Annotated in this window: 25 protein-coding genes; 9 read left to right on the forward strand and 16 right to left on the reverse strand. The window is 62.1% G+C overall.

Features of this window, described 5'->3' with window-relative positions; all coding sequences use genetic code 11:
* Nucleotides 1-16 precede the first annotated feature (16 nt).
* Nucleotides 17-1,009, reverse strand: coding sequence for an isoaspartyl peptidase/L-asparaginase family protein (locus tag NE850_RS09960; RefSeq protein ID WP_007180647.1), 993 nt, complete (start codon nucleotides 1,007-1,009; stop codon nucleotides 17-19).
* On the reverse strand, nucleotides 1,006-1,989 hold the full coding sequence (locus tag NE850_RS09965) for a MurR/RpiR family transcriptional regulator (protein ID WP_007180646.1): 984 nt from the start codon (nucleotides 1,987-1,989) through the stop codon (nucleotides 1,006-1,008). Before NE850_RS09965 ends, NE850_RS09960 begins: the two co-directional genes overlap by 4 nt.
* Nucleotides 1,990-2,198: 209 nt before the next feature.
* On the opposite strand from NE850_RS09965, the gene NE850_RS09970 reads away from it, so the two are divergent.
* On the forward strand, nucleotides 2,199-2,909 hold the full coding sequence (locus NE850_RS09970) for a pseudouridine synthase (protein ID WP_165186962.1): 711 nt from the start codon (nucleotides 2,199-2,201) through the stop codon (nucleotides 2,907-2,909).
* 167 nt (nucleotides 2,910-3,076) lie between these two features.
* Nucleotides 3,077-3,265 (forward strand): hypothetical protein, encoded by a 189-nt coding sequence (locus tag NE850_RS09975; protein ID WP_007180644.1) that lies wholly within the window; start codon nucleotides 3,077-3,079, stop codon nucleotides 3,263-3,265.
* Between the two features lie 143 nt (nucleotides 3,266-3,408).
* Here NE850_RS09975 and NE850_RS09980 read toward each other — a convergent pair whose 3' ends face one another.
* On the reverse strand, nucleotides 3,409-4,434 hold the full coding sequence (locus tag NE850_RS09980) for an NAD-dependent epimerase/dehydratase family protein (RefSeq protein WP_165186964.1): 1,026 nt from the start codon (nucleotides 4,432-4,434) through the stop codon (nucleotides 3,409-3,411).
* Nucleotides 4,435-4,529: 95 nt separating this feature from the next.
* On the opposite strand from NE850_RS09980, the gene NE850_RS09985 reads away from it, so the two are divergent.
* From NE850_RS09985 to NE850_RS09995, 3 genes are all read left to right on the forward strand, one after another.
* On the forward strand, nucleotides 4,530-5,561 hold the full coding sequence (locus NE850_RS09985; RefSeq protein ID WP_007180642.1) for a CDP-6-deoxy-delta-3,4-glucoseen reductase: 1,032 nt from the start codon (nucleotides 4,530-4,532) through the stop codon (nucleotides 5,559-5,561).
* Nucleotides 5,562-6,027: 466 nt separating this feature from the next.
* Nucleotides 6,028-7,212: an acetylornithine transaminase gene (locus tag NE850_RS09990; protein WP_310698705.1), complete on the forward strand. Its 1,185-nt coding sequence runs from the start codon at nucleotides 6,028-6,030 to the stop codon at nucleotides 7,210-7,212.
* A gap of 18 nt (nucleotides 7,213-7,230) precedes the next feature.
* Nucleotides 7,231-7,704 (forward strand): GNAT family acetyltransferase, encoded by a 474-nt coding sequence (locus tag NE850_RS09995; RefSeq protein WP_007180640.1) that lies wholly within the window; start codon nucleotides 7,231-7,233, stop codon nucleotides 7,702-7,704.
* 82 nt (nucleotides 7,705-7,786) lie between these two features.
* On the opposite strand, the gene NE850_RS10000 is transcribed toward NE850_RS09995, so the two are convergent.
* The 7 genes from NE850_RS10000 to NE850_RS10030 form a co-directional block, all read right to left on the reverse strand.
* Nucleotides 7,787-8,503, reverse strand: coding sequence for an ABC transporter ATP-binding protein (locus NE850_RS10000; protein ID WP_165186966.1), 717 nt, complete (start codon nucleotides 8,501-8,503; stop codon nucleotides 7,787-7,789).
* Nucleotides 8,503-9,276 (reverse strand): ABC transporter ATP-binding protein, encoded by a 774-nt coding sequence (locus NE850_RS10005; protein ID WP_007180638.1) that lies wholly within the window; start codon nucleotides 9,274-9,276, stop codon nucleotides 8,503-8,505. Before NE850_RS10005 ends, NE850_RS10000 begins: the two co-directional genes overlap by 1 nt.
* An 18-nt stretch (nucleotides 9,277-9,294) precedes the next feature.
* Nucleotides 9,295-10,464 carry a branched-chain amino acid ABC transporter permease gene (locus NE850_RS10010; protein ID WP_007180637.1) on the reverse strand — a complete coding sequence of 390 codons (1,170 nt, stop codon included), beginning with the start codon at nucleotides 10,462-10,464 and terminating at the stop codon, nucleotides 9,295-9,297.
* An 18-nt stretch (nucleotides 10,465-10,482) separates the two neighbouring features.
* Nucleotides 10,483-11,433 (reverse strand): branched-chain amino acid ABC transporter permease, encoded by a 951-nt coding sequence (locus NE850_RS10015; RefSeq protein ID WP_007180636.1) that lies wholly within the window; start codon nucleotides 11,431-11,433, stop codon nucleotides 10,483-10,485.
* 230 nt (nucleotides 11,434-11,663) lie between these two features.
* On the reverse strand, nucleotides 11,664-12,863 hold the full coding sequence (locus tag NE850_RS10020; RefSeq protein ID WP_007180635.1) for a branched-chain amino acid ABC transporter substrate-binding protein: 1,200 nt from the start codon (nucleotides 12,861-12,863) through the stop codon (nucleotides 11,664-11,666).
* 541 nt (nucleotides 12,864-13,404) lie between these two features.
* Nucleotides 13,405-14,364, reverse strand: coding sequence for a 4-hydroxy-3-methylbut-2-enyl diphosphate reductase (gene ispH / locus NE850_RS10025; protein WP_007180634.1), 960 nt, complete (start codon nucleotides 14,362-14,364; stop codon nucleotides 13,405-13,407).
* A 2-nt stretch (nucleotides 14,365-14,366) separates the two neighbouring features.
* Nucleotides 14,367-14,822 carry a peptidylprolyl isomerase gene (locus NE850_RS10030; protein WP_007180633.1) on the reverse strand — a complete coding sequence of 152 codons (456 nt, stop codon included), beginning with the start codon at nucleotides 14,820-14,822 and terminating at the stop codon, nucleotides 14,367-14,369.
* Between the two features lie 197 nt (nucleotides 14,823-15,019).
* On the opposite strand from NE850_RS10030, the gene radC reads away from it, so the two are divergent.
* The 4 genes from radC (at nucleotide 15,020) to nadB (ending at nucleotide 18,280) form a co-directional block, all read left to right on the forward strand.
* Nucleotides 15,020-15,781 carry a DNA repair protein RadC gene (radC, locus tag NE850_RS10035; RefSeq protein ID WP_007180632.1) on the forward strand — a complete coding sequence of 254 codons (762 nt, stop codon included), beginning with the start codon at nucleotides 15,020-15,022 and terminating at the stop codon, nucleotides 15,779-15,781.
* A 241-nt stretch (nucleotides 15,782-16,022) separates the two neighbouring features.
* Nucleotides 16,023-16,256 (forward strand): 50S ribosomal protein L28, encoded by a 234-nt coding sequence (rpmB, locus tag NE850_RS10040; RefSeq protein ID WP_007180631.1) that lies wholly within the window; start codon nucleotides 16,023-16,025, stop codon nucleotides 16,254-16,256.
* Nucleotides 16,257-16,266: 10 nt separating this feature from the next.
* Nucleotides 16,267-16,434 (forward strand): 50S ribosomal protein L33, encoded by a 168-nt coding sequence (gene rpmG, locus NE850_RS10045; protein ID WP_007180630.1) that lies wholly within the window; start codon nucleotides 16,267-16,269, stop codon nucleotides 16,432-16,434.
* A 247-nt stretch (nucleotides 16,435-16,681) separates the two neighbouring features.
* On the forward strand, nucleotides 16,682-18,280 hold the full coding sequence (gene nadB, locus NE850_RS10050; RefSeq protein WP_007180629.1) for an L-aspartate oxidase: 1,599 nt from the start codon (nucleotides 16,682-16,684) through the stop codon (nucleotides 18,278-18,280).
* A gap of 88 nt (nucleotides 18,281-18,368) precedes the next feature.
* Here nadB and nadC read toward each other — a convergent pair whose 3' ends face one another.
* The 6 genes from nadC to purN all read right to left on the reverse strand — a co-directional run bounded on the left by nadC (nucleotide 18,369) and on the right by purN (nucleotide 25,284).
* On the reverse strand, nucleotides 18,369-19,268 hold the full coding sequence (gene nadC, locus NE850_RS10055) for a carboxylating nicotinate-nucleotide diphosphorylase (protein WP_007180628.1): 900 nt from the start codon (nucleotides 19,266-19,268) through the stop codon (nucleotides 18,369-18,371).
* A complete protein-coding gene (nadA, locus tag NE850_RS10060) occupies nucleotides 19,268-20,407 on the reverse strand; it encodes a quinolinate synthase NadA (protein WP_310698706.1) in 1,140 nt (379 codons plus the stop codon). Before nadA ends, nadC begins: the two co-directional genes overlap by 1 nt.
* 130 nt (nucleotides 20,408-20,537) lie before the next feature.
* A complete protein-coding gene (locus NE850_RS10065) occupies nucleotides 20,538-21,734 on the reverse strand; it encodes a fatty acid desaturase (RefSeq protein WP_165186968.1) in 1,197 nt (398 codons plus the stop codon).
* Nucleotides 21,735-21,937: 203 nt separating this feature from the next.
* A complete protein-coding gene (locus NE850_RS10070; protein ID WP_007180625.1) occupies nucleotides 21,938-23,293 on the reverse strand; it encodes a mechanosensitive ion channel family protein in 1,356 nt (451 codons plus the stop codon).
* Nucleotides 23,294-23,374: 81 nt separating this feature from the next.
* Entirely contained in the window at nucleotides 23,375-24,634 is a 1,260-nt protein-coding gene (locus tag NE850_RS10075) for an RsmB/NOP family class I SAM-dependent RNA methyltransferase (protein WP_007180624.1), read from the reverse strand.
* Nucleotides 24,631-25,284: a phosphoribosylglycinamide formyltransferase gene (purN, locus tag NE850_RS10080; protein WP_007180623.1), complete on the reverse strand. Its 654-nt coding sequence runs from the start codon at nucleotides 25,282-25,284 to the stop codon at nucleotides 24,631-24,633. Before purN ends, NE850_RS10075 begins: the two co-directional genes overlap by 4 nt.
* Nucleotides 25,285-25,301 lie beyond the last annotated feature (17 nt).

The raw sequence follows: 25,301 nt of genomic DNA on the forward strand, positions 1-25,301 counted from the left end.
TACGGGGGTGGACGCGCTAGCGGTAAATCGCCGTCACCGGCGTTTCACCGAACCGCGCAAAACCGCGATACATACCTTCGGTATTGAACGGCAGCGCGACGTTGCCGCGCGCATCGACGGCAATCAGGCCACCGTGGCCGTCGATCTTCGGCAGGCGGTTCATCACCACATCGGCGGCGGCCTCCTGCAGCGACACATTGCGGTAGGCCATTTGCGCGGCGACGTCGTAGGCCGCCACCATGCGCATGAACATTTCGCCCGTGCCGGTGGTCGAGACGGCGCAGGTCGCGTCGTCCGCGTAACAGCCCGCGCCGATCAGCGGCGTATCGCCGACCCGGCCGACCTGCTTGTTGGTGACGCCGCCGGTCGAGGTCGCCGCCGCCACATGGCCGTGCCGATCGAGCGCGACCGCGCCGACGGTGCCGAACTTGCGGTTCGGGTCGATCGGTTCGTGCGGCGTCGGATCGTCGTCGTTCGAAGTCGGCGTGGCGGCAAGCGTGGCGCCGTCGTGATCGAGCATGGCGCGCTGCTGATCGCGCGCGAGCAGCCATTGACGATGGCGCGCTTCGGTATGGAAATACTCAGGCTCGACGAGTTCGAGCCCTTGCGCGGCGGCGAAGGCTTCCGCGCCTTCGCCCGTGAACAGCACATGCTCGCTGCGTTCGAGCACGCGGCGCGCAGCCAGAACCGGATTGCGCACGCGCTTCACGCAGCAGATCGCGCCGGCTTCGAGCGTGCGGCCGTCCATGATCGCCGCGTCGAGTTCGTGGGTGCCGGCCGCCGTGTAAACCGCGCCGCGCGCCGCGTTGAAAAGCGGGCAGTCTTCGAGCAGGCGTACGGCTTCACTGATGGCGTCGAGCGCGCTGCCGCCCTCGGCGAGCACGCGCTGGCCGGCGCTCAGCACGGCATGCAAGGCGGCGTGATAGTCGGCTTCGGCGCTGGCCGACATCGACGCGCGCAGGATCGTCCCTGCGCCGCCATGAATGGCAATGACTGCGTTGGAGTTCATCGTTTGGATTTGTTAGTGCGAGGAGTTCGGGCGGTGCGTGCAGTGCGGGTCGCGTTGCGCGTGGGCCGCGCGCTCGCGCCGGCGGCTTCGGCTTGCGGATCGACCAGCCATGGCAGCAGGAATTCGCTGACTTCGGCTGCGGCCTTCACCGAGCGTTTCGTTCGGTACGCCACTGCGTCGCACAGCGCTTCGATCACGGCGAGCACGGCCGAATCGGCGTTCGCCGCGAGCCGCCGATCGGCACGGATGTAAAGCGAGAGGTCGGCGAATTGCGCAAGCGGCGAACGCTGACTGTCGGTGAGCGCGAGCACGCGAGCACCACGGCTTGCCGCGCGGTGCGCGAGCTCGATCGTGTCTTCGACATAACGCGGAAACGCGATGCCGATCACCAGATCGCCCTCGTTGCAGGCAAACAGACGCCGCGCGGCGTGCGACGGTCCGCCCATCAGCGCGAGCGACTGCACGTTGTCGTGATAAGGCATCAGGCCATGCTCCATCAGCCCGGCGAGAAACGCGCTGGCGCCATAACCGAGCACGAACACGCGGCGTGCCGCGATGATCGCTTCGACGGCGGCTTCGGCTGCGGCGCTGTCGATCGCCGTACGGGTAGCGTGCAGATTGTTGGCGGCCTGTTCGAGCGATGCGTCCACTACATCGTCGCCGGCCGCGAGCGACTCCTGCGCACTGCGCAGGCGCTCGACCGGCGCGAGCGTCGCCTCGAAGCCGCGCACCAGCGCTTCACGAAACTGTGGATAGCCGTCGAAACCCAGTGCGCGCGCAAAGCGATTCGCCGTTGCCACCGATGCGCCGACTACGCTGGCAAGCTCGTCGATCCGCATGGTCGCCGCACGGAACAGATTGGCCAGCACGTACTCGCCCATGCGCCGATGAATCGGCGTGAGGGTCGGCATGGCGGCGGCAATACGTGCGGCGATGGCCTGCTCGGCGGGATTAAAAGCAACGGACGGTTGGTGAATCATGCGAGCAAGGCGGTGTGGTGTCGCCCGAGGGGCTTCCTTCGGGCGTAATGAAAATGAATGAAAGTATATTTACATAGAAATCCCATCTGAAAAAATTCATTTTCATTTTTGAGGGTTTTCACGGAGGCGCAGAGGATGAACGGATCGCAGTGATCCGACTCGCGCCGCGGGGCGCGCTCCGCTTCCTGCGGTGTTATTCTTCGCTCGCCATGAATCTCGAAAGCATTCTCTTCACTCAAGGTTTCGGCTCGCGCCGTCAGTGCCGCGCGCTGATCGCCGACGCGCGCGTGAGCATCGGCGGCGCTGTCTGCACCGATGCCGACGCCGACTTCCCCACCGGCGACACCACGTTCTCCTTCACCGTGGACGGTGTAGTCTGGCCGTATCGCGAGCACGCCTATCTGCTTCTGAACAAGCCGGCGGGCTACGAATGTTCGCGCGACCCGCAGCATCACCTGAGCGTGTTCAGCCTGTTGCCGCCGCAGTTCGCCGAGCGCGGCGTGCAATGCGTGGGCCGGCTGGATCAGGACACCACCGGCCTGCTGCTCCTCTCCGACGACGGCAAGTTCGTTCACCTGTTCACTTCGCCGAAACGCAAAGTGCCCAAGGTGTATGTCGCCACTACGCGCCATCCGATCGACGACGTGCAATTGAGCGCACTGCACGACGGCGTGCTGCTGCATGGCGAGTCCAAACCGATTGCCGCAGTCAACGTAGAGGCGCGCGGCGACCACACGCTCGCGCTCACCGTGATGGAGGGCAAGTATCACCAGGTCAAGCGGATGATCGCGGCAGCCGGCAACCGGTGCGAGGCGCTGCATCGCGAGCGGATAGGCGGTTTCGCTTTGCCCGGGGCGCTTGCACCAGGCGCATGGCAATGGCTCGACGAAACCCACCTCGGATCTCTACGGAGCGGGTAAACCGGTAGTGCCCCTTTAAGGCCTTGATGCAGCAGGAAAACGCATGCGCGGCTGCGCATACAGCGCGCATGGTCCCCGTCTGGGCGCTGCGTCGCAGCATGATCTTCCTTACACGTCGCCCTATACTCGCTTAAACAAAGACTACAAAGGGTTCAAGGAGGGGCGCCATGGTCATCCACGACAGTTTGCAGATCTCGTCCGTGATGGTTGCTTTTCTATGCCTCGGGCTAGTTCTGATTGGCGGATTGCTGGTCATGATGCGGCTGCGGCACAACTATCATCCGAACCTGATCGGCGCGTTGATCGGCGCGATGCTGTGCTTCGTGCTGCTGGAAGCATTGCCCGCGCTGACGTAGACCTCGCGAAGCCGCGCGACGCTGATGCAGTGGAGCGCCGGGGGAAAGGGATGGTCCGGGCAGTGCCCGGGGCGATGACTTTTTGCCGCGCTTTTCTTCGCTTTCACGCTTTCACGCTTTCACGCTTTCACGCTTTCACGCTTTCACGCTTTCACGCTTTCACGCAAAAAATCTTCGACGCTTGGGTAGCGCAAGCGCACGCTCAACTCCTGTTTGAGACGCCGGTTCAAAAGCCGTCTCGATTCGCGCATGAAAGACAGCAAGGTCGGCTCGATCTGCTGCTCCGCTTCGTCCCGCGTAATGCGCGGTGCACGCGGGAGTCCAAACGCATCGGCCACCTCGTCGAAGTACTCGCCCATTTTCAGCGACGAGTCGTCGGACGCGTGGACCACGCGCCCCGGCCGCCCGTGCGTGGCGAGCCGCACGAGGATCGCGGCCAGATCGTCGGCGTGAATGTGGTTGGTGTAGACGTCGTCGGCATCGATCAGGGCCGGTGTGCCTTTTTCGAGCCGCGCGAGCGGCAGACGGTTGCCCGCATAGATGCCCGGAATTCGCGCGATGCTGGCCGCCACACTGCCGCGCGCCGTCACGCGCCGCAATTGCCGCTCGGCCGAGACACGGCGCCTGGCGCGGGCGTTGGCCGGCTGCGTCACGCGTGTCTCGTCGATCCACGCGCCGCCGCAGTCGCCATAGACGCCCGTCGTGCTCGCGTACACGAGGCGCACGGGTGCGCGCGAACCGGCGGTCCGGCGCACCCCGTCGGGTACAATACCGGCTGTTTCAGATTCCGCCCACGAGGCGCGAACGCGGCGCAATCGCCCCACCGCCGCCACGGTGCCATGCGCGGCACGCAGCGCTGAAGCGCGGCGCGTGCCCAGCGTAGCCAGCAAGGCACGGGTACGGCGGTCGTCGTCGCCGGTTTTTTGCGGCGGCGCGAGGTGTAGCACCGTCGGCGCGAGGCCCGCGAGTCGTTTCAGGCTGCGGCGCACATCGAGATCGCCGACCAGCGGCGTGACGCCCGCAGCGCGCAATTCGGCGCTGCGCCCGGCATGACTGGTCAGCGCAAAGACATGCGCGCGCGGCTGCAGCAAAGGCACGCAGCGCATGCCGACGTCGCCGCAACCTACGATTAACACGCGCGGCCGGCGGAAGTTTCGTGTCGCTTTCATGGTGGACGCATTGTAGCCGTCAGGCGCGGCAAGTACCGCGCAGTGGATACGGCGAGTCCGATAACGATTACCGACTTTTCGAATTCGAACACTCTATGGCATTTAACGTCACGCTCCGGCAAAGCGGCCGGCAGTTTCAGGTGGAACAGGACGAACCGGTGCTGAGCGCCGCCTTGCGCCAGGGCATCGGCCTGCCGTACGGTTGCAAGAACGGCGCCTGCGGTTCATGCAAGGGCACTGTGATCAGCGGCGAAATCGAGCAGCGTGCACATTCTTCGTCGGCTCTGTCGAACGAGGAAAAAACGCGCGGCATGGCGCTCTTCTGCTGCGCGACCGCCTGCTCCGATCTCGAAGTGGACATCCGCGAGGTGGCCGGCGTCGGCGACGTGCAGGTCAAGAAACTGCCGTGCCGGGTGAACGCGATCGAGCGCAAGGCCGACGACGTCATCGTGCTGAAGCTGCAATTGCCGGCCAACGAGCGTCTGCAATATCTCGCCGGCCAGTACCTTGAATTCATTCTGAAAGATGGCAAGCGCCGCAGCTATTCCATGGCGAATGCGCCGCACACGGAAGGCCCGATCGAACTGCATATCCGTCACATGCCCGGCGGTGCCTTTACCGATCATGTGTTCAACACCATGAAAGAGCGCGACATCCTGCGCTTCGAAGCGCCGCTCGGCACGTTCTTCCTGCGTGAAGATTCGGACAAGCCGATCGTGCTGCTCGCGTCGGGTACGGGCTTCGCGCCGTTGAAGGCGATCATCGAGCACGCAGTGTTCAAGAACCTGAACCGGCCGATGACGCTGTACTGGGGTGCACGCCGCAAGAAAGATCTGTATCTGCTCGAACTCGCCGAGCAATGGGCGCGCGAGATTCCGAACTTCAAGTTCGTGCCGGTGTTGTCCGAGCCGGATGCGGGCGACGCATGGACAGGCCGCGTCGGCTTCGTGCATCGTGCGGTGCTCGAAGACTTGCCCGACCTGTCGGCCTACCAGGTGTATGCGTGCGGCGCACCGGTGATGGTGGAGTCGGCGCAGCGCGATTTCACGCAGCATCATGGACTGCCGGAAGACGAGTTCTACGCGGATTCGTTCACGAGCGCAGCGGATCTGGCGAACGCGGTTTGATGTTAGGGGGCGGACCCCCGGCTTCCTGATTCAGAATGGGCGCTCGGTGGAGCGCCCATTTGCATTTTCAGCGGCCGTTCTTCGTGACCTGCCCTGCCCGTCGGACCAACGGTTTGAACCAGCGCCGTCACATTTTAGTCAGCCGGACCTCTCATAATCGGCAAGCAGCATGGCTTTGCACGACGGAAAAAATATCCGTCCAACGCAAATTCATGGTTTACACCAGCGCTTTCCTTGTCGTATTCTTTCGCGCATGAACCGCATCCAGTCCGAACTTCGACGTCGCCGCTCGCCGCTTCCCTAGGGACGCCGCTGGCTTCGTCACGGATTCGCGCCACACAAAGGCGCAAGCTGTTCGAATCATGAAAGCCACGGCATGCCGTGGCTTTTCTGTTTTTTCGGCTCTTATTTTGTAGTTGGCCAAACTTCATCCACCCTTTACCCCCGTTGTCTGGAGCCTGCCGTCATGAATTTCAATGAGTATCCGATCGAGTCGCTGATGTACATCACGAACCGGCCCGAAATCGTTTTCACGCACGGCAAAGGCTCGTGGCTCTACGACAACAACGGCAAGCGATATCTGGACTTCATCCAGGGCTGGGCGGTCAACAGCCTCGGCCATTGCAACGACGGCATGATCGAAGCGCTGAACAAACAGGCGCAATTGCTGATCAACCCGTCGCCGGCCTTCTACAACGAGCCGATGGCGAAACTCGCCGGCCTGCTCACGCAACACAGCTGTTTCGACAAGGTGTTCTTCGCGAACAGCGGCGCCGAAGCCAACGAAGGCGCGATCAAGCTCGCGCGCAAGTGGGGCAAGAAGTTCAAGGACGGCGCGTTCGAGATCATCACGTTCGATCACAGCTTCCATGGCCGCACGCTGGCCACCATGTCGGCCAGCGGCAAGCCGGGCTGGGACACGATCTACGCACCGCAAGTGCCGGGCTTTCCGAAGGCGGACCTGAACGATATCGCGTCGGTGGAAAAACTCATCAATGCGAAGACCGTGGCCGTGATGCTCGAACCGATTCAGGGCGAAGGCGGCGTGATTCCCGCCACGCGCGAGTTCATGCAGCAACTGCGCGCGCTGACGAAAAAGCACAACCTGCTGCTGATCGTCGACGAAGTGCAAAGCGGCTGCGGCCGCGCGGGCACGCTGTTCGCGTACGAGCTGTCGGGCATCGAACCGGACATCATGACGCTCGGCAAGGGCATCGGCGGCGGCGTGCCGCTCGCGGCGCTGCTCTCGAAAGCGGCCGTCGCCGTGTTCGAAGCGGGCGACCAGGGCGGCACCTACAACGGCAATCCGCTGATGACGGCAGTCGGCTACTCGGTAATCTCGCAACTCACCGCGCCGGGCTTCCTCGAAGGCGTGTGCGCGCGCGGCGAGTATCTGCGCTCGAAACTGCTGGAGTTGTCGGAAGAACGCGGCTTCCTGGGCGAACGCGGTCAAGGCCTGTTGCGCGCGCTGCTGCTCGGCAAGGACATCGGCAACCAGATCGTCGAAAAGGCGCGCAACATGCAGCCTGACGGCCTGCTGCTGAACGCGGCGCGTCCGAACCTGCTGCGCTTCATGCCAGCGCTGAATGTGACCAACGAAGAAATCGACCAGATGATGGCGATGCTGCGTTCGATTCTCGACACGCTGTAATCGGACGGGACTGCGTGTATGACGTCGAGCGCAACGCTGTCGATCCGATGCTTCGAAGCGCGCGACACCGATGCCGTGGTCGCGCTGTGGCAGCAAGCCTTCCCGGAGTATCGGGACGTCACGAGGCCGCAGCGCAATCCGCATCTGTCGATCGCCAACAAGCTGGCGACGCAGCCGGAACTGTTCTTTGTCGCGGTACTCGGCGAGCGGATCGTCGGCACGGTGATGGGCGGCTACGACGGCCATCGCGGCTGGCTGTATTCGCTCGCGGTGGATGAATCGCTGCGTCGTCATGGAATCGGCACGCGGCTCGTCGCGCATGTCGAACGCGCGCTGACGGAGCGTGGCTGCCCGAAACTGAATCTGCAGGTATTGTCCGCGAAGGCCGACGTGCGCGCGTTTTACGAGGCGCTCGGTTATCGCGCCGACGCCGTGATCAGTCTCGGCAAGCGTCTGGGTGAATTGGCGGACCCGGTGGCAACGACCACCTAGACGCGCGCCTCGCCAAATAGAAAAAGGTCGCATGCGAAAACGCATGCGACCTTTTTTCATACGTATAGCAAACTAACCGGGTTCATTCACCCAGATACGCTGCCCGCACCTTCGGATCATCCAGCATCTGCTTCGCGTCACCCGACATCGTGACCAGACCCGAGTCCATCACGTAGCCACGATTCGCGGCCTGCAACGCGAGCCGCGCGTTCTGCTCGACCAGCAGCACGGTCATGCCTTCAGCCGAAATCGCCCGCACCACCTCGAAGATCTTCTCGACCATGATCGGCGACAGCCCCATCGACGGCTCGTCCAGCAGCAGCAACTTGGGACGCGAGATGATCGCGCGCGCCATCGCCAGCATCTGCTGTTCGCCGCCCGAGAGCGTGCCCGCGTATTGCGTCGCGCGCTCTTTCAAACGCGGGAAGAAGCCGAACATGCGATCCACGTCCGCCTTGATGCCGTCCGTGTCGGTACGCAGATAGGCGCCCATCTGCATGTTCTCGATGATCGACATGCGCGCGAAAATACCGCGGCCTTCCGGCACCATCGCGAGACCGCGCTTGAGCAGCAGATGCGGCGGAATGCCCTTGATCGACTCGCCCATGTACTCGATGTCGCCGATCGTGTAAGGCTTCAGACCCGTGATCGCCTTCATCGTCGTGGTCTTGCCCGCGCCGTTCGCGCCGATCAGCGTGACCAGTTCGCCCTGCGCGACTTCGAGATCGATGCCCTTGACTGCCTGAATGCCGCCGTAATTGACCTGCAGGCTCTTGATTTTCAACATTGCCGTTGCCATTAGTGGACCCCCGCACCCAGATAAGCTTCGATCACCTTCGGATCCTTCTGCACGTCCTGCGGCAGACCCTGGGCAATCACCTTGCCGTAGTCGAGCACCGTCATCTGGTTGCACAGACCCATCACGAGTTTCACGTCGTGTTCGATCAGCAGGATCGTCTTGCCGTCAGAGCGGATCTTGTCGAGCAGCTTGGTCAGTTCGACCTTCTCCGTCGCGTTCATGCCGGCGGCCGGTTCGTCCAGCGCCAGCAGTTTCGGATCCGTTGCCAAAGCACGCGCAATTTCCAGCCGACGCTGGTGACCGTACGACAGATTGCGCGACGTGTAGTCCGCGTACTGCGCAATGCCGACGTACTCCAGCAGTTCGATCGCGCGCTCCTTGATCTCGCGCTCTTCCTTGCGCTCGGACGGTGTCTGGAACACCGCGCCGATCAAACCGTGCCTGGTGCGCACGTGACGGCCAACCATCACGTTTTCCAGCGCGGTCATGCCGCCAAAGAGGCGGATGTTCTGGAACGTACGCGCAATGCCCGCCTTCGCCACCTGATAAACAGCGGTCGGCGTGTACGGCGTGCCGTCGAGCTTGAATTCGCCCGAATCCGGCGTGTACAGGCCCGTGATCACGTTGAAGAAGGTGGTCTTGCCGGCGCCGTTCGGGCCGATCAGACCGTAAATCTGCCCGGCCTTGATCTCAAGACCGACATCGGACAGCGCCTGCAAACCGCCGAAGCGTTTGTTCACGCCTTTGACGGACAGTCGAATGTTATCGCTCATATTTATTCTCCGTGTCCGTTAGACCCGCACCGGCTTCTTGCCATTGCGCTTCGACAGTTTCGCAATCTTGTCTTCATGCTTGGGCGACGGCCACAAGCCTTCCGAGCGGTACAGCATGATCAGCACCATCGCGAGTGCGTAGACCAGCTGACGGATCACTTCCGTGTCGACGATTTCATGGCCGAAGATCATGTTCTGCAGCGGACCCATCGTCGAGCGCAGGAATTCCGGCAGCACGGCGAGCAGCACCGCGCCGAGAATCACGCCCGGGATGTGGCCCATACCGCCCAGCACCACGCACGCCAGCACCACGATCGATTCCGGCAGCGTGAACGATTCCGGCGACACGAAGCCCTGGAACGAGCCGAACATCGCGCCCGACAGACCGCCGAACGAAGCGCCCATCGCGAACGCCAGCAGCTTCACGTTGCGGGTGTTGATGCCCATTGCCTTGGCGGCGATTTCGTCTTCGCGGATCGCGGCCCACGCACGGCCGATACGCGAGTGCTGCAAACGCGTACACACCCAGATCACGACCAATGCGGCGATCACGAACAGGTAGTAGTACGAGTACACCGACGGGAACTGGAAACCGAACAGCGAGTGCGTCTGCGCCAGGCTGAAGTCGCCCAGGTGCACCGGGTCGATCGCCGTGATCCCCTTCGGGCCGTTGGTGATATTCACCGGACGGTCGAGGTTGTTCATGAAGATCCGCACGATTTCCCCGAAGCCCAACGTCACGATGGCGAGGTAGTCGCCACGCAGACGCAGCGTCGGCGCGCCGAGCAGCACGCCGAACAGCGCGGCTAGACCCATCGCGCACGGCACGATGATCAGGAACGGCACGTGCAGCCCGTTCGGCGCGAGGTGCGCAATCCACTCGAACTGCGTGGACAGGTGCGGCGAACTCAGCAGCGCTGCAACGTAGGCGCCCACCGCGTAGAACGCAATGTAGCCCAGGTCGAGCAGGCCGGCGAAGCCGACCACCACGTTGAGGCCGAGCGCGAGCATCACGTACAGCATCGCGAAGTCGAGCACGCGGACCCAGTAGTTGCCGCCCGCCGTGCCGATGATCATCGGCGCGGCGATCACGCAAATTGCGGTGATGATGCCGACCGTCAGCGTCTTGGTCAGGTTCTTTTCAGGGATGAGCGTCGTGGACGGCTCGATCGGTTGAATTGAGGTCATGTTTGCTTTCTCCCAGGATCAGGCGCGATCCGCCACGCGTTCGCCGAGCAGGCCCGACGGACGGAACACCAGCACGATGATCAGCACGATGAAGGCGAACACGTCCTGATAGTTACTACCGAACACACCGCCGGTGAGGTTGCCGATGTAGCCAGCGCCCAGCTGCTCGATCAGGCCGAGCAGCACGCCGCCCACCATCGCGCCGCCGAGATTGCCGATACCGCCGAGCACTGCTGCGGTAAAGGCCTTCAGGCCGGGGATGAAGCCCATATAGAAGTGTGCGTTGCCGTATTCCGATGCGATCATCACGCCGGCCAGAGCGGCAAGCGCCGAGCCGATCATGAAAGTCGCCGAGATCACGAAGTTCGGGTTCACGCCCATCAGCGACGCATTGCCCGGGTTCTCGGCGATGGCTCGCATCGCGCGGCCGAGCTTGGTTTTGTGCACGAGCAGCAGCAGGCCGCCCATCACGAGGAACGCCACCACGATGATCACGATTTCGGTCATCGAGATCACGGCTCCCGGCGTCGTGTCCGTGGCCTTGATCACGTTGAGCGGGTCGGTGGGCAACAGCTGCGGGAACGGCAGCGGATTGCGCGACCAGATCATCATGGCCAGCGTCTGCAGCAGGATCGACACACCGATCGCGGTGATCAGCGGGGCGAGACGCGGTGCTTTACGCAACGGCCGGTAAGCCACGCGCTCGATCGTGTAGCCGACAACCGCGCACACGATGGCCGCGATGATCAGCGCGATGACGAGCGTCGGCACATTGCCGAGGCCGGGGAAGTGGTTCTGCAGCACGCCTATGGCTGAGAGCGCGACCATCGCGCCCACCATCAACACATCGCCATGCGCGAAGTTGATGATGCCCAGAATGCCGTAAACCATCGTATAGCCCAGTGCGATGATGGCGTAAACGCTGCCAAGCACCAGCCCGTTGAGAACCTGCTGGATGAAAATATCCATTTAATGCTCCTTAGCCCGTGCGACTGGATTCGCGTTCTTCATCAGCCGGTGGGCGGTGATGCGGTACGCCAATCTCAACGGCACTGCGGGTACTGATGTAAAAGACCGGTAAGGGTTATCCGCTGCCGGTTCGCCTTGGCAACTGGATGACAGTCGCGGGCTCGCCTTGGGCGGATGCAAAAACGGCACCGTTGGGTGGTTTCGGTGCCGTCAGGCTGAACGTCCCGTCATCACATCTTCACGACGTCGAGGACCGCTTTTTTGCCGTCCTTGAAGTCGTAAAGCGTAATGGCGCCCTCTTTCAAATCACCCTTGTCGTCGAACGCGATGTGACCGATTACCCCGTTGTAATCGGTCGATGGCATCGCAGCCAGCACCTTGGGCGCCTCGATAGAATTAGCGCGCTTCATTGCATCGACAATCACGTACACAGCGTCATACGTGAACGGCGCGTAAATCTGCACCGGCGTGTGGAAGCGGTCCACGTACTTCTTCTCGAAGTCCGCTCCCTTGTCCATTTTCGAAAGCGCAAGTCCCGCCTCCGAACAGACCAGGTTTTGCACGGCGGTTCCCGCCAGCTCACCCACCTTGTCGGTACACACACCGTCGCCGCCAAGGATTTTTGCCCTGATACCGAGCGCCGCCGCCTGTTTGGTAAACGGCCCGCCCGTCGCGTCCATGCCGCCGAACATGATCACGTCCGGCTGAACACTTTTGATCTTTGTGAGGATGGCCCGGAAATCCGTGGCCCGGTCGTTCGTCGCTTCCCGCGCGACGATCTTCGCTCCGCTCGCCTCTACGGTCTTCGCGAATTCGTCCGCGAGCCCCTTACCGTAGGCGGTTGCATCGTCCACTATGGCGATGCGTTTGGCGCCCAACGCCTTCGTGGCGTAATCGGCGAGCGCCGGACCTTGTTGCGCGTCGGTGGCGACGACCCGGTAGGTCGTCTTGAAACCCTGCAGCGTGTACGCCGGATTCGTCGACGACGGCGAGATCTGCACGATGCTCGCATCGCTATAGATCTTCGAAGCCGGAATCGACACGCCCGAATTCAGGTGGCCGACCACCGCCACCACGTGATCGTCGACCAGCTTCTGCGCGACCGCCGTTCCCGTTTTCGGGTCCGCGGCATCGTCTTGCGCATCGAGCTCCAACTGGATCTTGTGGCCGTCGATGGTCAAACCCTGCGTATTGATTTCCTCGACTGCCAGACGCGCGCCGTTTTCGTTGTCCTTGCCCAGATGCGCAATACCGCCCGTCAAAGGGGCCGCATGACCGATCTTCACGATAGTCGCTTCACTCGCCGGTGCCGCTGCCGCCACAGCCGCAGATGCACCCGCTCCCGCCTCACCATCCTGTTTCTTGCCGCACGCGGTCAGCATCGCAACCGCGGCCGCGATGGACACGGCGTAAGCAAACTTGACTCGCATTAAATAGGTCTCCTGCGCCTTGCAAAATCTATTGTCCGGAGACCCTGAGGCCTTGAGAACGCGCGCATTGTAACTCCAATTTTGCGACGGGCAATATTGTTGAACCGCTGGGGTTTTCCTGCATTGCAACCTTATTTTGAGAGCGAAGACGATCAAAAGGCGCAACCGGGTTGCGCCTATTTTTCGTGCATCAGTTGCACCACCGTTGCACCCAATGGCATCAAGTGTTGCAGCGAATTTCCCGTGCGCCCGATTGCACCGGGGCTGGCGTTACGTATTACGTTTCTGCGGATATCGGGATATACGCACTATCTTAGTGCGTCAAAAAAACACGCAACCTGTTTAGCCCTCATTAAACGGGGACGTATCATGTTTAAATCTATAAAAACCCGCATCACAATTCAAAGAAATTTGTGTGAGAGGACACCAAAATTGGTCCCACGCGATGATCTGGCACTTTATGTAGAGTGCAGTTGCCAGGCGGCGAACATAAAAAAAGCGCGCCCTCGGGCGCGCTTTTCTTTCAGCAGTCAGCGAATTGTCAGGCGGGCAGACCCAAACCGCGTGGCAGCGGAAACGCGATGTTTTCCTCGATGCCCTCTAGCGCGCGCACATTGCGCACGCCGAGTTCACGCAAACGGGCGATCACCGCCTGCGCCAGCACCTCCGGCGCCGAGGCGCCAGCCGTTACGCCGATGCGGCGCTTGCCCTCGACCCAGACCGCATCGATCTGATCGGGCGAGTCCACCATATAAGCAGGCACGCCGAGCTTCTCGGCCAACTCGCGCAGCCGGTTGGAGTTCGAGCTATTCGGGCTGCCGACCACGATCACGACGTCGCACTGCGGTGCCATGAACTTCACCGCGTCCTGGCGGTTTTGCGTGGCGTAGCAGATATCCTGCTTTTTCGGTTCGCGGATGGACGGGTATTTGGCCTTCAAGGCGGCAATGATCTGGGCAGCGTCGTCGACCGACAGGGTGGTTTGCGTGACGAACGCGATCCGCTCGGGGTCGGCCAACTGCAAGGCCTGCACGTCTTCGATGTCTTCCACCAGATGCATGCCCTCGCCCGCCTGGCCCATCGTGCCTTCGACTTCGGGATGGCCCTTGTGACCGATCATGACGATGTCGAAGCCGTCCTGGCGCATCTTCGCGACCTCGATATGCACCTTGGTCACGAGCGGACATGTGGCGTCGTACACGCGCAGCCCGCGAGTCTCGGCTTCGGAACGCACTGCCCTCGACACGCCGTGCGCGCTGAAAATAACCGTGTTGCCGGGCGGCACCTCTTCAAGCCGTTCGATGAAGATCGCCCCCTTCTTGCGCAGATCCTCGACCACGTACGCGTTATGGACGATTTCGTGACGCACGTAGATCGGCGAGCCGTGCAGCTTGATAGCCCGCTCTACGATCTCGATCGCCCGGTCGACACCGGCACAGAACCCGCGCGGCTGCGCCAGCAGGATCTCGGTTTCAGCAAGAGTCGTATCCATAATGCTCATGTTTACAGAATCCCGATGATTTTCACTTCAAACGCCAGCGCCTGGCCGGCAAGCGGGTGGTTGAAGTCGAACAGGGCCGACGTTTCACCGACTTCTTTCAGAACGCCGGCATAGCGGCCGCCACCCGGCGCGTTGAATTCGACCAGGTCGCCCGGAGAAAAATCCTCGCCGATCATGCTGTTTTCGCGCAGCGTGGCGAGCGATACGCGTTGGATCAATTCCGGATTACGGGGACCGAACGCCTGGCCGGACGCTAGCTGAAAGGTCGAATGGTGGCCGACCTTCAAACCCAGCAGAATATCTTCCAGCGGCGGCGCCAGCTGGCCGGCGCCGAGCAGCAGCGTGGCCGGCTTGTCGTTGAAGGTATTGATGACTTCGGCGCCATCGGCAAGGGAAAGCCGGTAGTGAAGCGTCACGTGTGAACCCGGTTTCACTTCGGAAATGTCGATGATGCTCATGCAATGCTCGCTCGGTCGAAGCGCGCTGCACGCGTGCGCCGCTGGCGCAGTCGACGCGTGTGGCAAACCGTCGGGGTGCCGTGCGCAAAGCGCCTATTGTAAGCCACATAGCGGGCGGCGGCTGTGTCCGTCGCGCGCATCGCCGCGCGGCCGCCGCATTGCCGCACCACCAACCCGAAGCGGAGGATCCTGTATATATGGCAGATCACGCCACCCCGATTGACGAAGCAAATCTTGAAACCGCCGCCCCCGACCTCGCGGCGCCTGATGCAGCGCCCACGCCACTCGTGCGAGGCAAATGGCTCAAAAACGACATGCCGCGCGAGCGGCTGATCGAACAGGGCGCCAGCGTGCTGTCGGATACCGAACTGATCGTGCTTATTCTAGGCTCGGGGCTGCCGGGCCACGACGTCTTCGATGTGGCGCGCGCGTTGCTCGAGCGCTTCGGCTCGCTGCGTGCGATGCTCGACGCAACCTACACGGATTTCGCCGACCTCCGCGGCATTGGCCCCGCGAAAAAGACCCAACTGCTCGCCATCATGGAGATGGCGCGGCGCTCGCTAGTCGATAAAATGCGCATGCGCTCGCTGATCAATTCGCCCGAGGCCGTAGAAAATTACCTTCGCCTACGGATCGGCGGGCGTCCACAGGAAATTTTTGTGTCGCTTTTCCTCGACGCCCGGCATCGGCTGATACGCTGCGAAGAAAGCGCACAGGGCACGCTCACGCGCATGGCGGTATATCCACGCGAGATCGTGCGGCGCGCGCTGAGTCTGAATGCAGCCAGTCTGATCGTCGCGCATAATCACCCGTCCGGCGCCGTCCAGCCGAGCGCGAGCGACTGTCGCCTGACTCATACGCTGCGCGACGCGCTCACCCTGATCGACGTGCAACTGGTCGATCATCTGGTGATCGGCACCGATAGCGTCTACTCCTTCGCCCGCGCCGGCTGGCCGTGACACGGCCCGAACACAGGTCGCGCAGGCGTTGTGCCGTGGCCGGCATCGCAAATAAGGTTTGATTTTGCGGCTTTTTTTCTGCTAGAATTCCGGTTTGCCTATTTCCAACCCCCTGTTCCGAAGCCACCAAGGCGTTCCGGAAAGGAAACGTGCCTGGAGTTGTGTCATCAGCTCAGCGCCGCTCTTTTCGGGAAACTTTCACGGCGTTCGAACTCAGAATTAGCGTATTAGGAGTGCTCTCATGGCACGCGTATGCCAAGTAACTGGGAAAGCGCCGATGAGCGGCAACAACGTTTCCCACGCGAACAACAAAACCAAGCGCCGGTTCCTGCCGAACCTGCAAAACCGCCGCATTTGGGTGGAAAGCGAAAACCGTTGGGTGCGTCTGCGCGTTTCGAACGCCGGCCTGCGCCTGATCGACAAGAACGGTATCGACGCTGTGCTCGCAGATCTGCGCGCACGCGGTGAAGCCTAAGGAGTAAATCATGGCGAAAGGCGCACGCGACAAGATCAAGCTGGAATCGACCGCAGGCACGGGTCACTTCTACACGACGACGAAGAACAAACGCAACATGCCGGAAAAGATGCTGATCAAGAAATTTGATCCGGTCGTCCGTAAGCACGTTGAGTACAAGGAAACCAAGATTAAGTAAATCTTGGCTCCTGCCTGACGAAGGCAAAGACATACAAAAAAAGCCTCGCATTCGTGCGGGGCTTTTTTGTTTTCGGCGCACGCCTCTTTATCTCTGTGTCGCTGCTTGTCCATGATTCGCCAGTCCGAATAGTCTTATGCCGTTCGGCCAGCTTTCCCTCATCCGTCGCGGCGCGTATCCTTTCTCGTTTTAGCGGCGAGCGAATCGCACGCCGTCACCGCAAAACGAAAAGACGGAGATGTACGCAATGGAATTCGATGTGGCGATTGTCGGTAGCGGTCTGGCTGGTTTGAGCGTCGCGCTCAATCTGGCGGAGACCCGGCGGGTTGCGGTGGTCGCCAAGCGATCGATTACCGAAGGCGCAAGCGACTGGGCACAAGGCGGCATCGCCGCAGTACTGGATTCGGCGGACAGCATTGAGAATCACGTGCGCGATACGCTGATCGCGGGCGGCGGCCTGTGCGACGAAGCGGCAACGCGCTTCATCGTCGAACATGGGCGGGCCGCGATCGAATGGTTGATCGCGCAAGGCGTGCCGTTCACCAAAGACGACGCCGCCGAGCTCGGTTTCCACCTGACGCGCGAAGGCGGCCACAGCCACCGGCGGATCATTCACGCTGCGGATGCAACGGGCCACGCCGTGGTGGCCACGCTCAGCGAGCGGGTGCGCCGTCACCCGAACATCACGCTGCTCGAAGATCACTACGCAATCGACCTGATCACGTCCGACCGCCTCGGCTTGCCAGGACGGCGTTGTCACGGCCTGTATGCACTCGATCTGCAAAGCGGCCGCACCGTGACGATCGAGGCACCGCATACCGTGCTCGCCACTGGCGGCGCCGGCAAGGTTTATCTCTACACCACGAATCCCGACACCGCGACCGGCGACGGCATCGCGATGGCGTGGCGGGCCGGCTGCCGCGTAGCCAATATGGAATTCATCCAGTTCCATCCGACCTGCCTGTTCCACCCGTACGCAAAATCGTTTCTGATCTCGGAAGCCGTGCGCGGCGAAGGCGGCATTCTCAAGCTCCCGGACGGCACGCGTTTCATGCCGAACCACGACGAACGTGCCGAACTCGCGCCGCGCGATATCGTCGCGCGTGCGATCGACTTCGAAATCAAGAAGCGTGGCATCGATTGCGTGTATCTGGACATCAGCCATCAACCGTCCGAATTCCTGCGCGAGCACTTCCCGACGATTCTGGCGCGCTGCCTGGAATTCGGCATCGACATCACCAGGGAAGCGATTCCGGTCGTGCCGGCCGCACACTACACCTGCGGCGGCGTCGTGACCGATCTGGCGGGGCGGACGGACCTGGCCGGCCTCTATGCGGTCGGCGAGACGTCATGCACGGGTTTGCACGGCGCGAACCGGCTTGCCAGCAACTCCCTGCTCGAATGCATCGTCATTGGACGCTCCGCGGCACAAGCGATCGAAGAAGAAGGTTTTAGCGCTGCCGTTCACGCCCCGCTGCCGGATTGGGACGAAAGCCGCGTGTCCGATCCGGACGAAGAAGTCGTGGTCGCGCATAACTGGGACGAACTGCGCCGGCTGATGTGGAACTACGTCGGCATCGTACGGACCGACAAGCGGCTCGCACGAGCGAAGCATCGGCTCGCCCTGCTGCGCGATGAAATTCACGAGTATTACGCCAACTTCAAGGTGAGCCGCGACTTGCTCGAATTGCGCAATCTGGTCGATGTGGCGTCGTTGATCGTCGAAGGCGCGCGTTCGCGGCGTGAGAGCCGCGGTTTGCACTTCAGCCGCGACTGGCCGGCCACTTTGCCCAAAGCGCTGCCGACAGTGCTCTCGCCGGAGCATGTACGCAACCGCAACGTGTGATCGAGACGAGCTGAAACAGAAAGGGCTATCGCCAGATCATCCCGGCGATAGCCCTTTCCCGATCGACTGCGACCGGTGTGCTCAAACGTCAGACGATCCGCATCGAGTAATCTGTTGCGCGCACGTCTTTGGTCAACGCGCCGATCGACACACGATCGACACCGGTTTCGGCAATCGTGCGCACGGTATCGAAGTTCACACCACCCGACACCTCCAGCACCGCCCGCCCCGCTGTGATGCGCACCGCTTCGCGCATGGCGTCGAACGAAAAATTGTCCAGCAGAATGGATTGCGCGCGATGAGCCAGCGCAGTTTCCAGTTCTTCGAGTGTCTCGACTTCGACCTGGATCGGCACGCCCGCATTCAGCGCCAGCGCGGCGTCCATCGCAGCGCCCACCCCGCCAGCCGCGGCGATGTGGTTTTCCTTGATGAGAATACCGTCGTACAGCGCGAGACGCTGGTTCGCACCACCACCCACGCGCACCGCGTACTTTTGCGCGAGCCGCAGGCCCGGCAAAGTCTTGCGCGTATCGAGAATGCGCGTTCGCGTATGAGCGATGGCATCGACATAACGGCGCGTCGCGCTCGCCACCCCCGACAGTAATTGCAGGAAGTTCAGCGCGTTGCGTTCCGCCGTCAACAAGGCGCGCACGGGTCCGCGCAGTTCGCAGACCGTTGTGTCGGCTTTCATCCGGTCGCCTTCACGATAGCGCCACTGGACCTCGATACGCGGATCGACCTGGCGCATCACCGCGTTGAACCACGGCACGCCGCACAGCACCGCATCCTCACGCACGATGATGCGCGCGCCGCGCAGGTCGTCCACTGGAACCAGGCGGCCCGTCTGGTCACCGGTGCCGATGTCTTCGGCCAGTGCGTCGGCGACGTTGCGCGCCAACGCGGCTTCGAATGCCGTGCCGTACTGCGCTTGAATTTCAGCCAACAGCGGCGACACCGCCTCGACTTGACTGCGCTCAACCGCCCCCATCACGCTGCTCCCACGTTCGAATAGAGTTGCGCGTCGCGCGCCAGATCGCCGCTCGCCTGCACGCGCTTCTTGTGACGCGCCGCGAAATCCAGCATCCGGTCGATCGGCAGACGCGCCCGCTCGCCGATCGCACGGTCGACGAAGATTTCGTTGTGACCGCGCTCGAGCACGTCGGCCAGATTTGCGAGGCCATTCATTGCCATCCACGGGCAGTGCGCGCAACTCTTGCAGGTCGCGCTGTTGCCGGCCGTCGGCGCGGCAATCAGGGTCTTGCCGGGCGCGGCGAGCTGCATCTTGTGCAGAATGCCGAGATCGGTCGCCACGATGAAATGCGTCGCGTCCAGCTTTTGCACCGCGTCGATCAATTGTGTAGTCGAGCCCACCACGTCTGCCTGCGCGACCACGTTGGCCGGCGACTCAGGGTGCACCAACACTTTGGCGCCCGGATATTCAGCGCGCAGCAGGTCGAGTTCGATGCCTTTGAATTCGTCGTGCACCAGACATGAACCCTGCCACAGCAGCATGTCCGCGCCGGTCTTGTTCTGGATATAACTGCCGAGGTGGCGGTCCGGCGCCCAGATGATCTTTTCGCCGCGGGCGTGCAGGTCGGCAACGATTTCCAATCCGATCGACGACGTCACCATCCAGTCCGCGCGCGCCTTCACGGCTGCGCTCGTGTTCGCGTACACGACCACCGTGCGATCCGGGTGCGCGTCGCAGAAAGCCGAGAACTCATCGACCGGGCAGCCCAGATCGAGCGAACAGGTTGCGTCGAGATCCGGCATCAGAATGCGCTTGTCCGGACTCAGGATTTTCGCCGTCTCGCCCATGAAGCGCACGCCCGCAACGACCAGCGTTTGCGCGTCGTGATCGCGTCCGAAGCGCGCCATCTCCAGTGAATCGGCCACGCAACCGCCAGTCTCGTCGGCGAGCTCCTGCAATTCCGCGTCGACATAATAGTGCGCGACAAGCACCGCTTTCTCGCGTTCGAGCAATTTGCGGATGCGTGCCTTCAGCGCCAGCTTCTCTTCGGCCGACGGCATGTCGGGCACCTTCGCCCACGCCTGCCCGATCCCGCAGGTCGTACCCTGCGCTTGTGGCCGGTCGTATTCGACGGTCCTGATCGCCTGCTGATCCATGATCTCCTCTGCCTTCGCTCTGCCGCCGCGGACTCTCAATCGCGTGTCGTTGCAGTTTCCGCGGCCCAAAAAGCAAAACCCCGCCAACGCGGGGTTTTGTGACGTACTGAGATTTTAATGGATTTCGCTATCAGGCATAACGGCGCAATCGCATCGCAAACTCTTGCAGCGTTTTGATGCCGCTTTGTTCAGCGCGATGACACCAGTCCTGCAACTGAATCAGCAACTGATCACGCGAAGCATTGGAGCGCTCCCACATGGCCGCCAGTTCGTTGCGCATGTCGATATACGTCTTGAGCTTCTGGCTGCTCGCGAAAATTTGCGGCAACTGACGCTTCTGCGGTTCGTCGAGACCCGCTTCTTCCTTGTGGAACCAGCTACGCGCACCGCGCATGAGTTGATACTTCTCGCGCGCGCCGACTTCCTTCAAATGCGCCAGTTCCTGACGATAGGCACGCTTGAGCGCCTTGCCGTAACGCGCCATCACTTCGTAGCGATTGGCCAGCACGGCTTGCAGCGTGTCCTGATCGAGCACCAGCTTGCCGGTGGTGAGGCGCGGCGTAGGCGCAACCTTCTTCACCTTCGCGAGACGGAACGCCGACATGATGCGGATATACATCCAGCCGATATCGAACTCGTACCACTTGTTCGACAGCTTGGCGGACGTCGCATACGTGTGGTGATTGTTATGCAGTTCCTCACCGCCGATGATGATGCCCCACGGGAAAATGTTGGTGCTGGCATCCGCCGAGTTGAAGTTGCGATAGCCCCAGAAGTGCGCGAGACCGTTCACCACACCGGCGGCCCAGAACGGAATCCATACCATTTGCACGGCCCAGATCGTCAGACCGACGACGCCGAACAGCGCGACGTTCAGCACCATCATCAGGCTCACGCCGAGGATCGGGTATTTGGTGTAGACGTTGCGTTCCATCCAGTCGTTCGGCGTGCCGTGACTGAACTTGCGCATCGTTTCTTCGTTTTTCGCTTCAGTGCGGTACAGTTCCGCGCCTTCGAGCAGCACCTTCCAGATGCCGCGCGTTTGCGGGCTGTGCGGATCTTCTTCAGTCTCGCACTTGGCGTGGTGCTTGCGGTGAATCGCGGCCCATTGGCCGGTCAGCATGCCGGTGGTCATCCACAGCCAGAAACGGAAAAAATGACTGACGACCGGATGCAGTTCCAGCGCGCGGTGCGCCTGGCAGCGATGCAGATAGACTGTCACGCCGATGATCGTGATGTGCGTCGCGATCGCCGTGTACAGCACGAGTTGCCACCACGAGAAGTGCAGCAGACCGTGGGCAAGAAAATCGAGCAAAGAATTCAACAAGGCAATTTACCTGTGGAACGAGAGGTACGAGATACACGCAGATTGCGCGTGTCAAGAAAGTGAAAGCATACAGCTGGATTGGACGATATTCTACTTGAACCGTTCCAAGTGTTTGTAACAAATAGGGATTTTTTGTGCCGCATCAACGGAACGCAACACACCGAACGTCTATATAAGACTCGCCGGCGCGTCTAAAGCGCCCGTCAATGCGCGCCGTCCGCCTGATTGGCCGAGGGGGCGGTCATTATTACCGGCTGCGGTACCCCGGCGCCAACATTGCCGACGATTCGCACTTCGCGTTGCGCGAACGGAATCGAGATGTCGTGCTCCGAGAACAGACGCCAGATATTGCGGTTGACGGCCGAGCGCACGCCCGACGTTCCGGTGGCCGCGTCCTCGACCCAGAACCCGAGTTCGAGGTTGATGCCGTCCGCACCGAAACTCGCCAGATAAGGCGTCGGCGCAGGTTCCTGCAGTACTCGCGGCACGTCCCCGCCAGCCTGCACTAGCAGCGCCATCGCCTGCTCGACGTTGGACGTGTACGCGACCTGCACGGCCACCTTCGCATAGCCGCGCGTCAGGTACGACGACTGGTTCTGGACCACATCCGTGATCAGCTTTTCGTTCGGAATCAGCGTCTCGATGCCGTCCAGTCCACGCACGACGGTATAGCGCGTGCGGATCTGCGTGACCATGCCCTGCAGGCCGCTCACGTTGATCGTGTCGCCAATGCGCAGCGACCGGTCGATCAGGATGATGAATCCCGACACGTAGTTGCTGGCGATCTTCTGCAGACCGAAGCCCAGCCCAACGCCCAGCGCGCCGCCGAACACGCCCAGCACGGTGATGTCGATGCCGACCAGCGACAGGCTGATCAGCACCGCCGCCAGCACGAACGCCGCCCGGCCGACCCGCGCCACCACCACCTTCAGGTTGGCATCGAGCGTTTTCGAACGCATCAGACGGTCTTCGAACGTGGAACCGAGCCACATCGCGACAATCATCGTCACGCATACCCACAGCAGTCCCGAGATAAGCGAGAGCAGCGTCATGTGCGCGTTGGCGACGCGGAACTGGACGCTCGCCATCCACGTGATCACGCCGTCCTGAATGCCCATGACCGTGAGCACCATGCCGACCCAGACGACCAGCGAAACGATCTTTTCGACGAGGAACAGCCACGGATGCGTCGCGCCGTCGTGGCTGAAAACCCGCCGCGCAAAGAAAAACACAATGTAAATCAGGCCAATGCCAAATAACGGCACCAGCGCCAGATCGAGCAGCGCGGTGTGCATGAACTGGCCGGTGACCGACCGCGCGAGCCAGACGAGGGTCGCGCCGATCAGCGGAAAGAACGCGCGATTCAGGCTTTCCGCGCCGAAGCGCAGGGTCTGGTAACGCGTCTGGCGACGCAGATCCAGCGCCCGGCGCAACAGGCGCGCGAGCAGCCACGCGATCGCGAGCGTCCCGAGCAGGACGCCGACCTGCCACAACATCACCGGCTGACCGAAATCGCGCGCGAGGTCGCTGAACATATGAGGGAAAAGACGGTTTTGCATGATGTCGCGGAAATCGCCGGCGCCCTGCCGGGTTCAGGAATCGAACCCGCGCGCGCCGGCAGAAGCCTGTTACGCCTGCGCCTAGCTTTGGCGTTCCAGCACGGCGGCGAAGAAGCCGTCGGTAGCGTGCCGGTGCGGCCACAGCGAAAGGTAATCGCCCATTTCCAGATCGATGCGCTGCTCGGCCAGCACGTCGCGCGCGGGCACCAGAGCGAAATCGGGATGGCCGGCGAGGAACTGCTCCACCACGGCTTCGTTTTCGGCTTCCAGAATCGAGCAGGTGGCGTAGACCAGGCGGCCGCCCTTCTTTACCAGGCGCGCGGCGCTCGCCAGAATCGACGCCTGCTTCGGCGCCAGTTCGGCCACCGATTCCGGCGACTGGCGCCACTTCAGGTCCGGGTTGCGACGCAGTGTGCCCAGGCCGCTGCACGGCGCATCGACCAGCACGCGGTCGATCTTGCCCGCGAGGCGCTTGATCTTGGAATCGTGTTCACTATCGATCAGCACCGGATTCACATTCGACAAGCCGCTGCGTGCAAGGCGCGGCTTGAGCTTGGCGAGACGCCGCTCGGAGATGTCGAAGGCGTAGAGCCGACCGGTCGAGCGCATCGCCGCGCCCAGCGCCAGCGTCTTGCCGCCCGCGCCCGCGCAGAAGTCGACGATCATTTCACCGCGCTTGGGCGCGACCAGCGAGCACAGCAACTGGCTGCCTTCGTCCTGCACTTCGACCCAGCCATGCTGGAACGCGTCGAGCTTGGTGAGCGGCGGCTTGCCGACCACCCGCACGCCGAACGGTGCGAACGGCGTGGCGCCAGCCTCGATACCGGCCTTCGACAGCGCGTTCAGCACGTCGTCGCGGCTCGCCTTGATCGGGTTGGTGCGCAGATCCAGCGGCGCCGGGTAGTTCAGCGCCGCGGCCAGTTGCGCCAGCTCATCGGGTTCGAAACGCTTGCTGAGCGCCTGATAGATCCAGTCGGGCAGATTCAGGCGAATCCGCAACGGCAGGCTTTCCGGGTCGATCTTCGAAACGTGTTCAAGCCAGCTCAGCTCCTGTTCCGACACAAACGGCTTGAGCGCGTTACGTCCCGCCGTCTGCATCAGGCCGAGCAACGCCATGCGGCGCGCCGGGCTGCCGGCGCCGCCTTCGGCCAGATGGGCGAATTCCATCCGGCGGCGCAGCACCGCGAAAACCGCCTCGGCGATGACCCCGCGCTCGCCGTGCCCGAGCTTCGGGTGCGCGCGGAAGAAACGGCTCGTGGTAGCGTCGGCCGGGCCGTTGAGTTTTAGGACTTCAGCCAACAAAGTCTCAGTTTGTCCAATCAAAAAACCATGCAATCTCATGCGCCCTCTCCGGCGGTGTGACCGGCAAAGAGCCATTGCGGCTCCGGCGGCGTAAGCGTGACACGCAGGCCTTCGAGAGCAAGGCGCCCTTCGACGAACCAGCGCACCGCGCGTGGATAAATGATGTGTTCAGTTGCCAGCACGCGTTCGGCGAGCGTGGCGGGAGTGTCGCCCGTCTCCACGGGAACCGCCGACTGTACGACGATCGGCCCGTGATCCAGCTGGGACGTGACAAAATGCACGGACGCGCCGTGCAGCCGCACGCCCGCGTCGAGCGCCTGCTGATGGGTTTTCAGGCCCGGAAAGCTTGGCAGCAGCGACGGATGCACATTCAGCATGCGCCCGGCGTAATGATCGACGAAACCGGCCGTGAGCACCCGCATGAAGCCGGCGAGCACCACCAGATCGGGCGCGAAACTGTCGATTTGCTGAGCGAGCGCGGCGTCGAAGCTGTCGCGGCTGGAAAACTGGCGGTGGTCGACCACCGCCGTGGCAATGCCGTGCGACGCCGCGAACGCAAGGCCCGCGGCATCGGGACGGTTGGCAATCACGGCGGCGACTTGCGCGGGCCAGGCTTCGTCCGAGCAGGCTCGAACAATGGCTTCCATGTTGCTTCCCCGTCCGGAAATCAGGATGACGAGTTTTTTCATCCGCGGATTTTATCATT

The organism is Paraburkholderia sp. USG1 (assembly GCF_031570135.1).
Lineage (GTDB): Bacteria > Pseudomonadota > Gammaproteobacteria > Burkholderiales > Burkholderiaceae > Paraburkholderia > Paraburkholderia dioscoreae.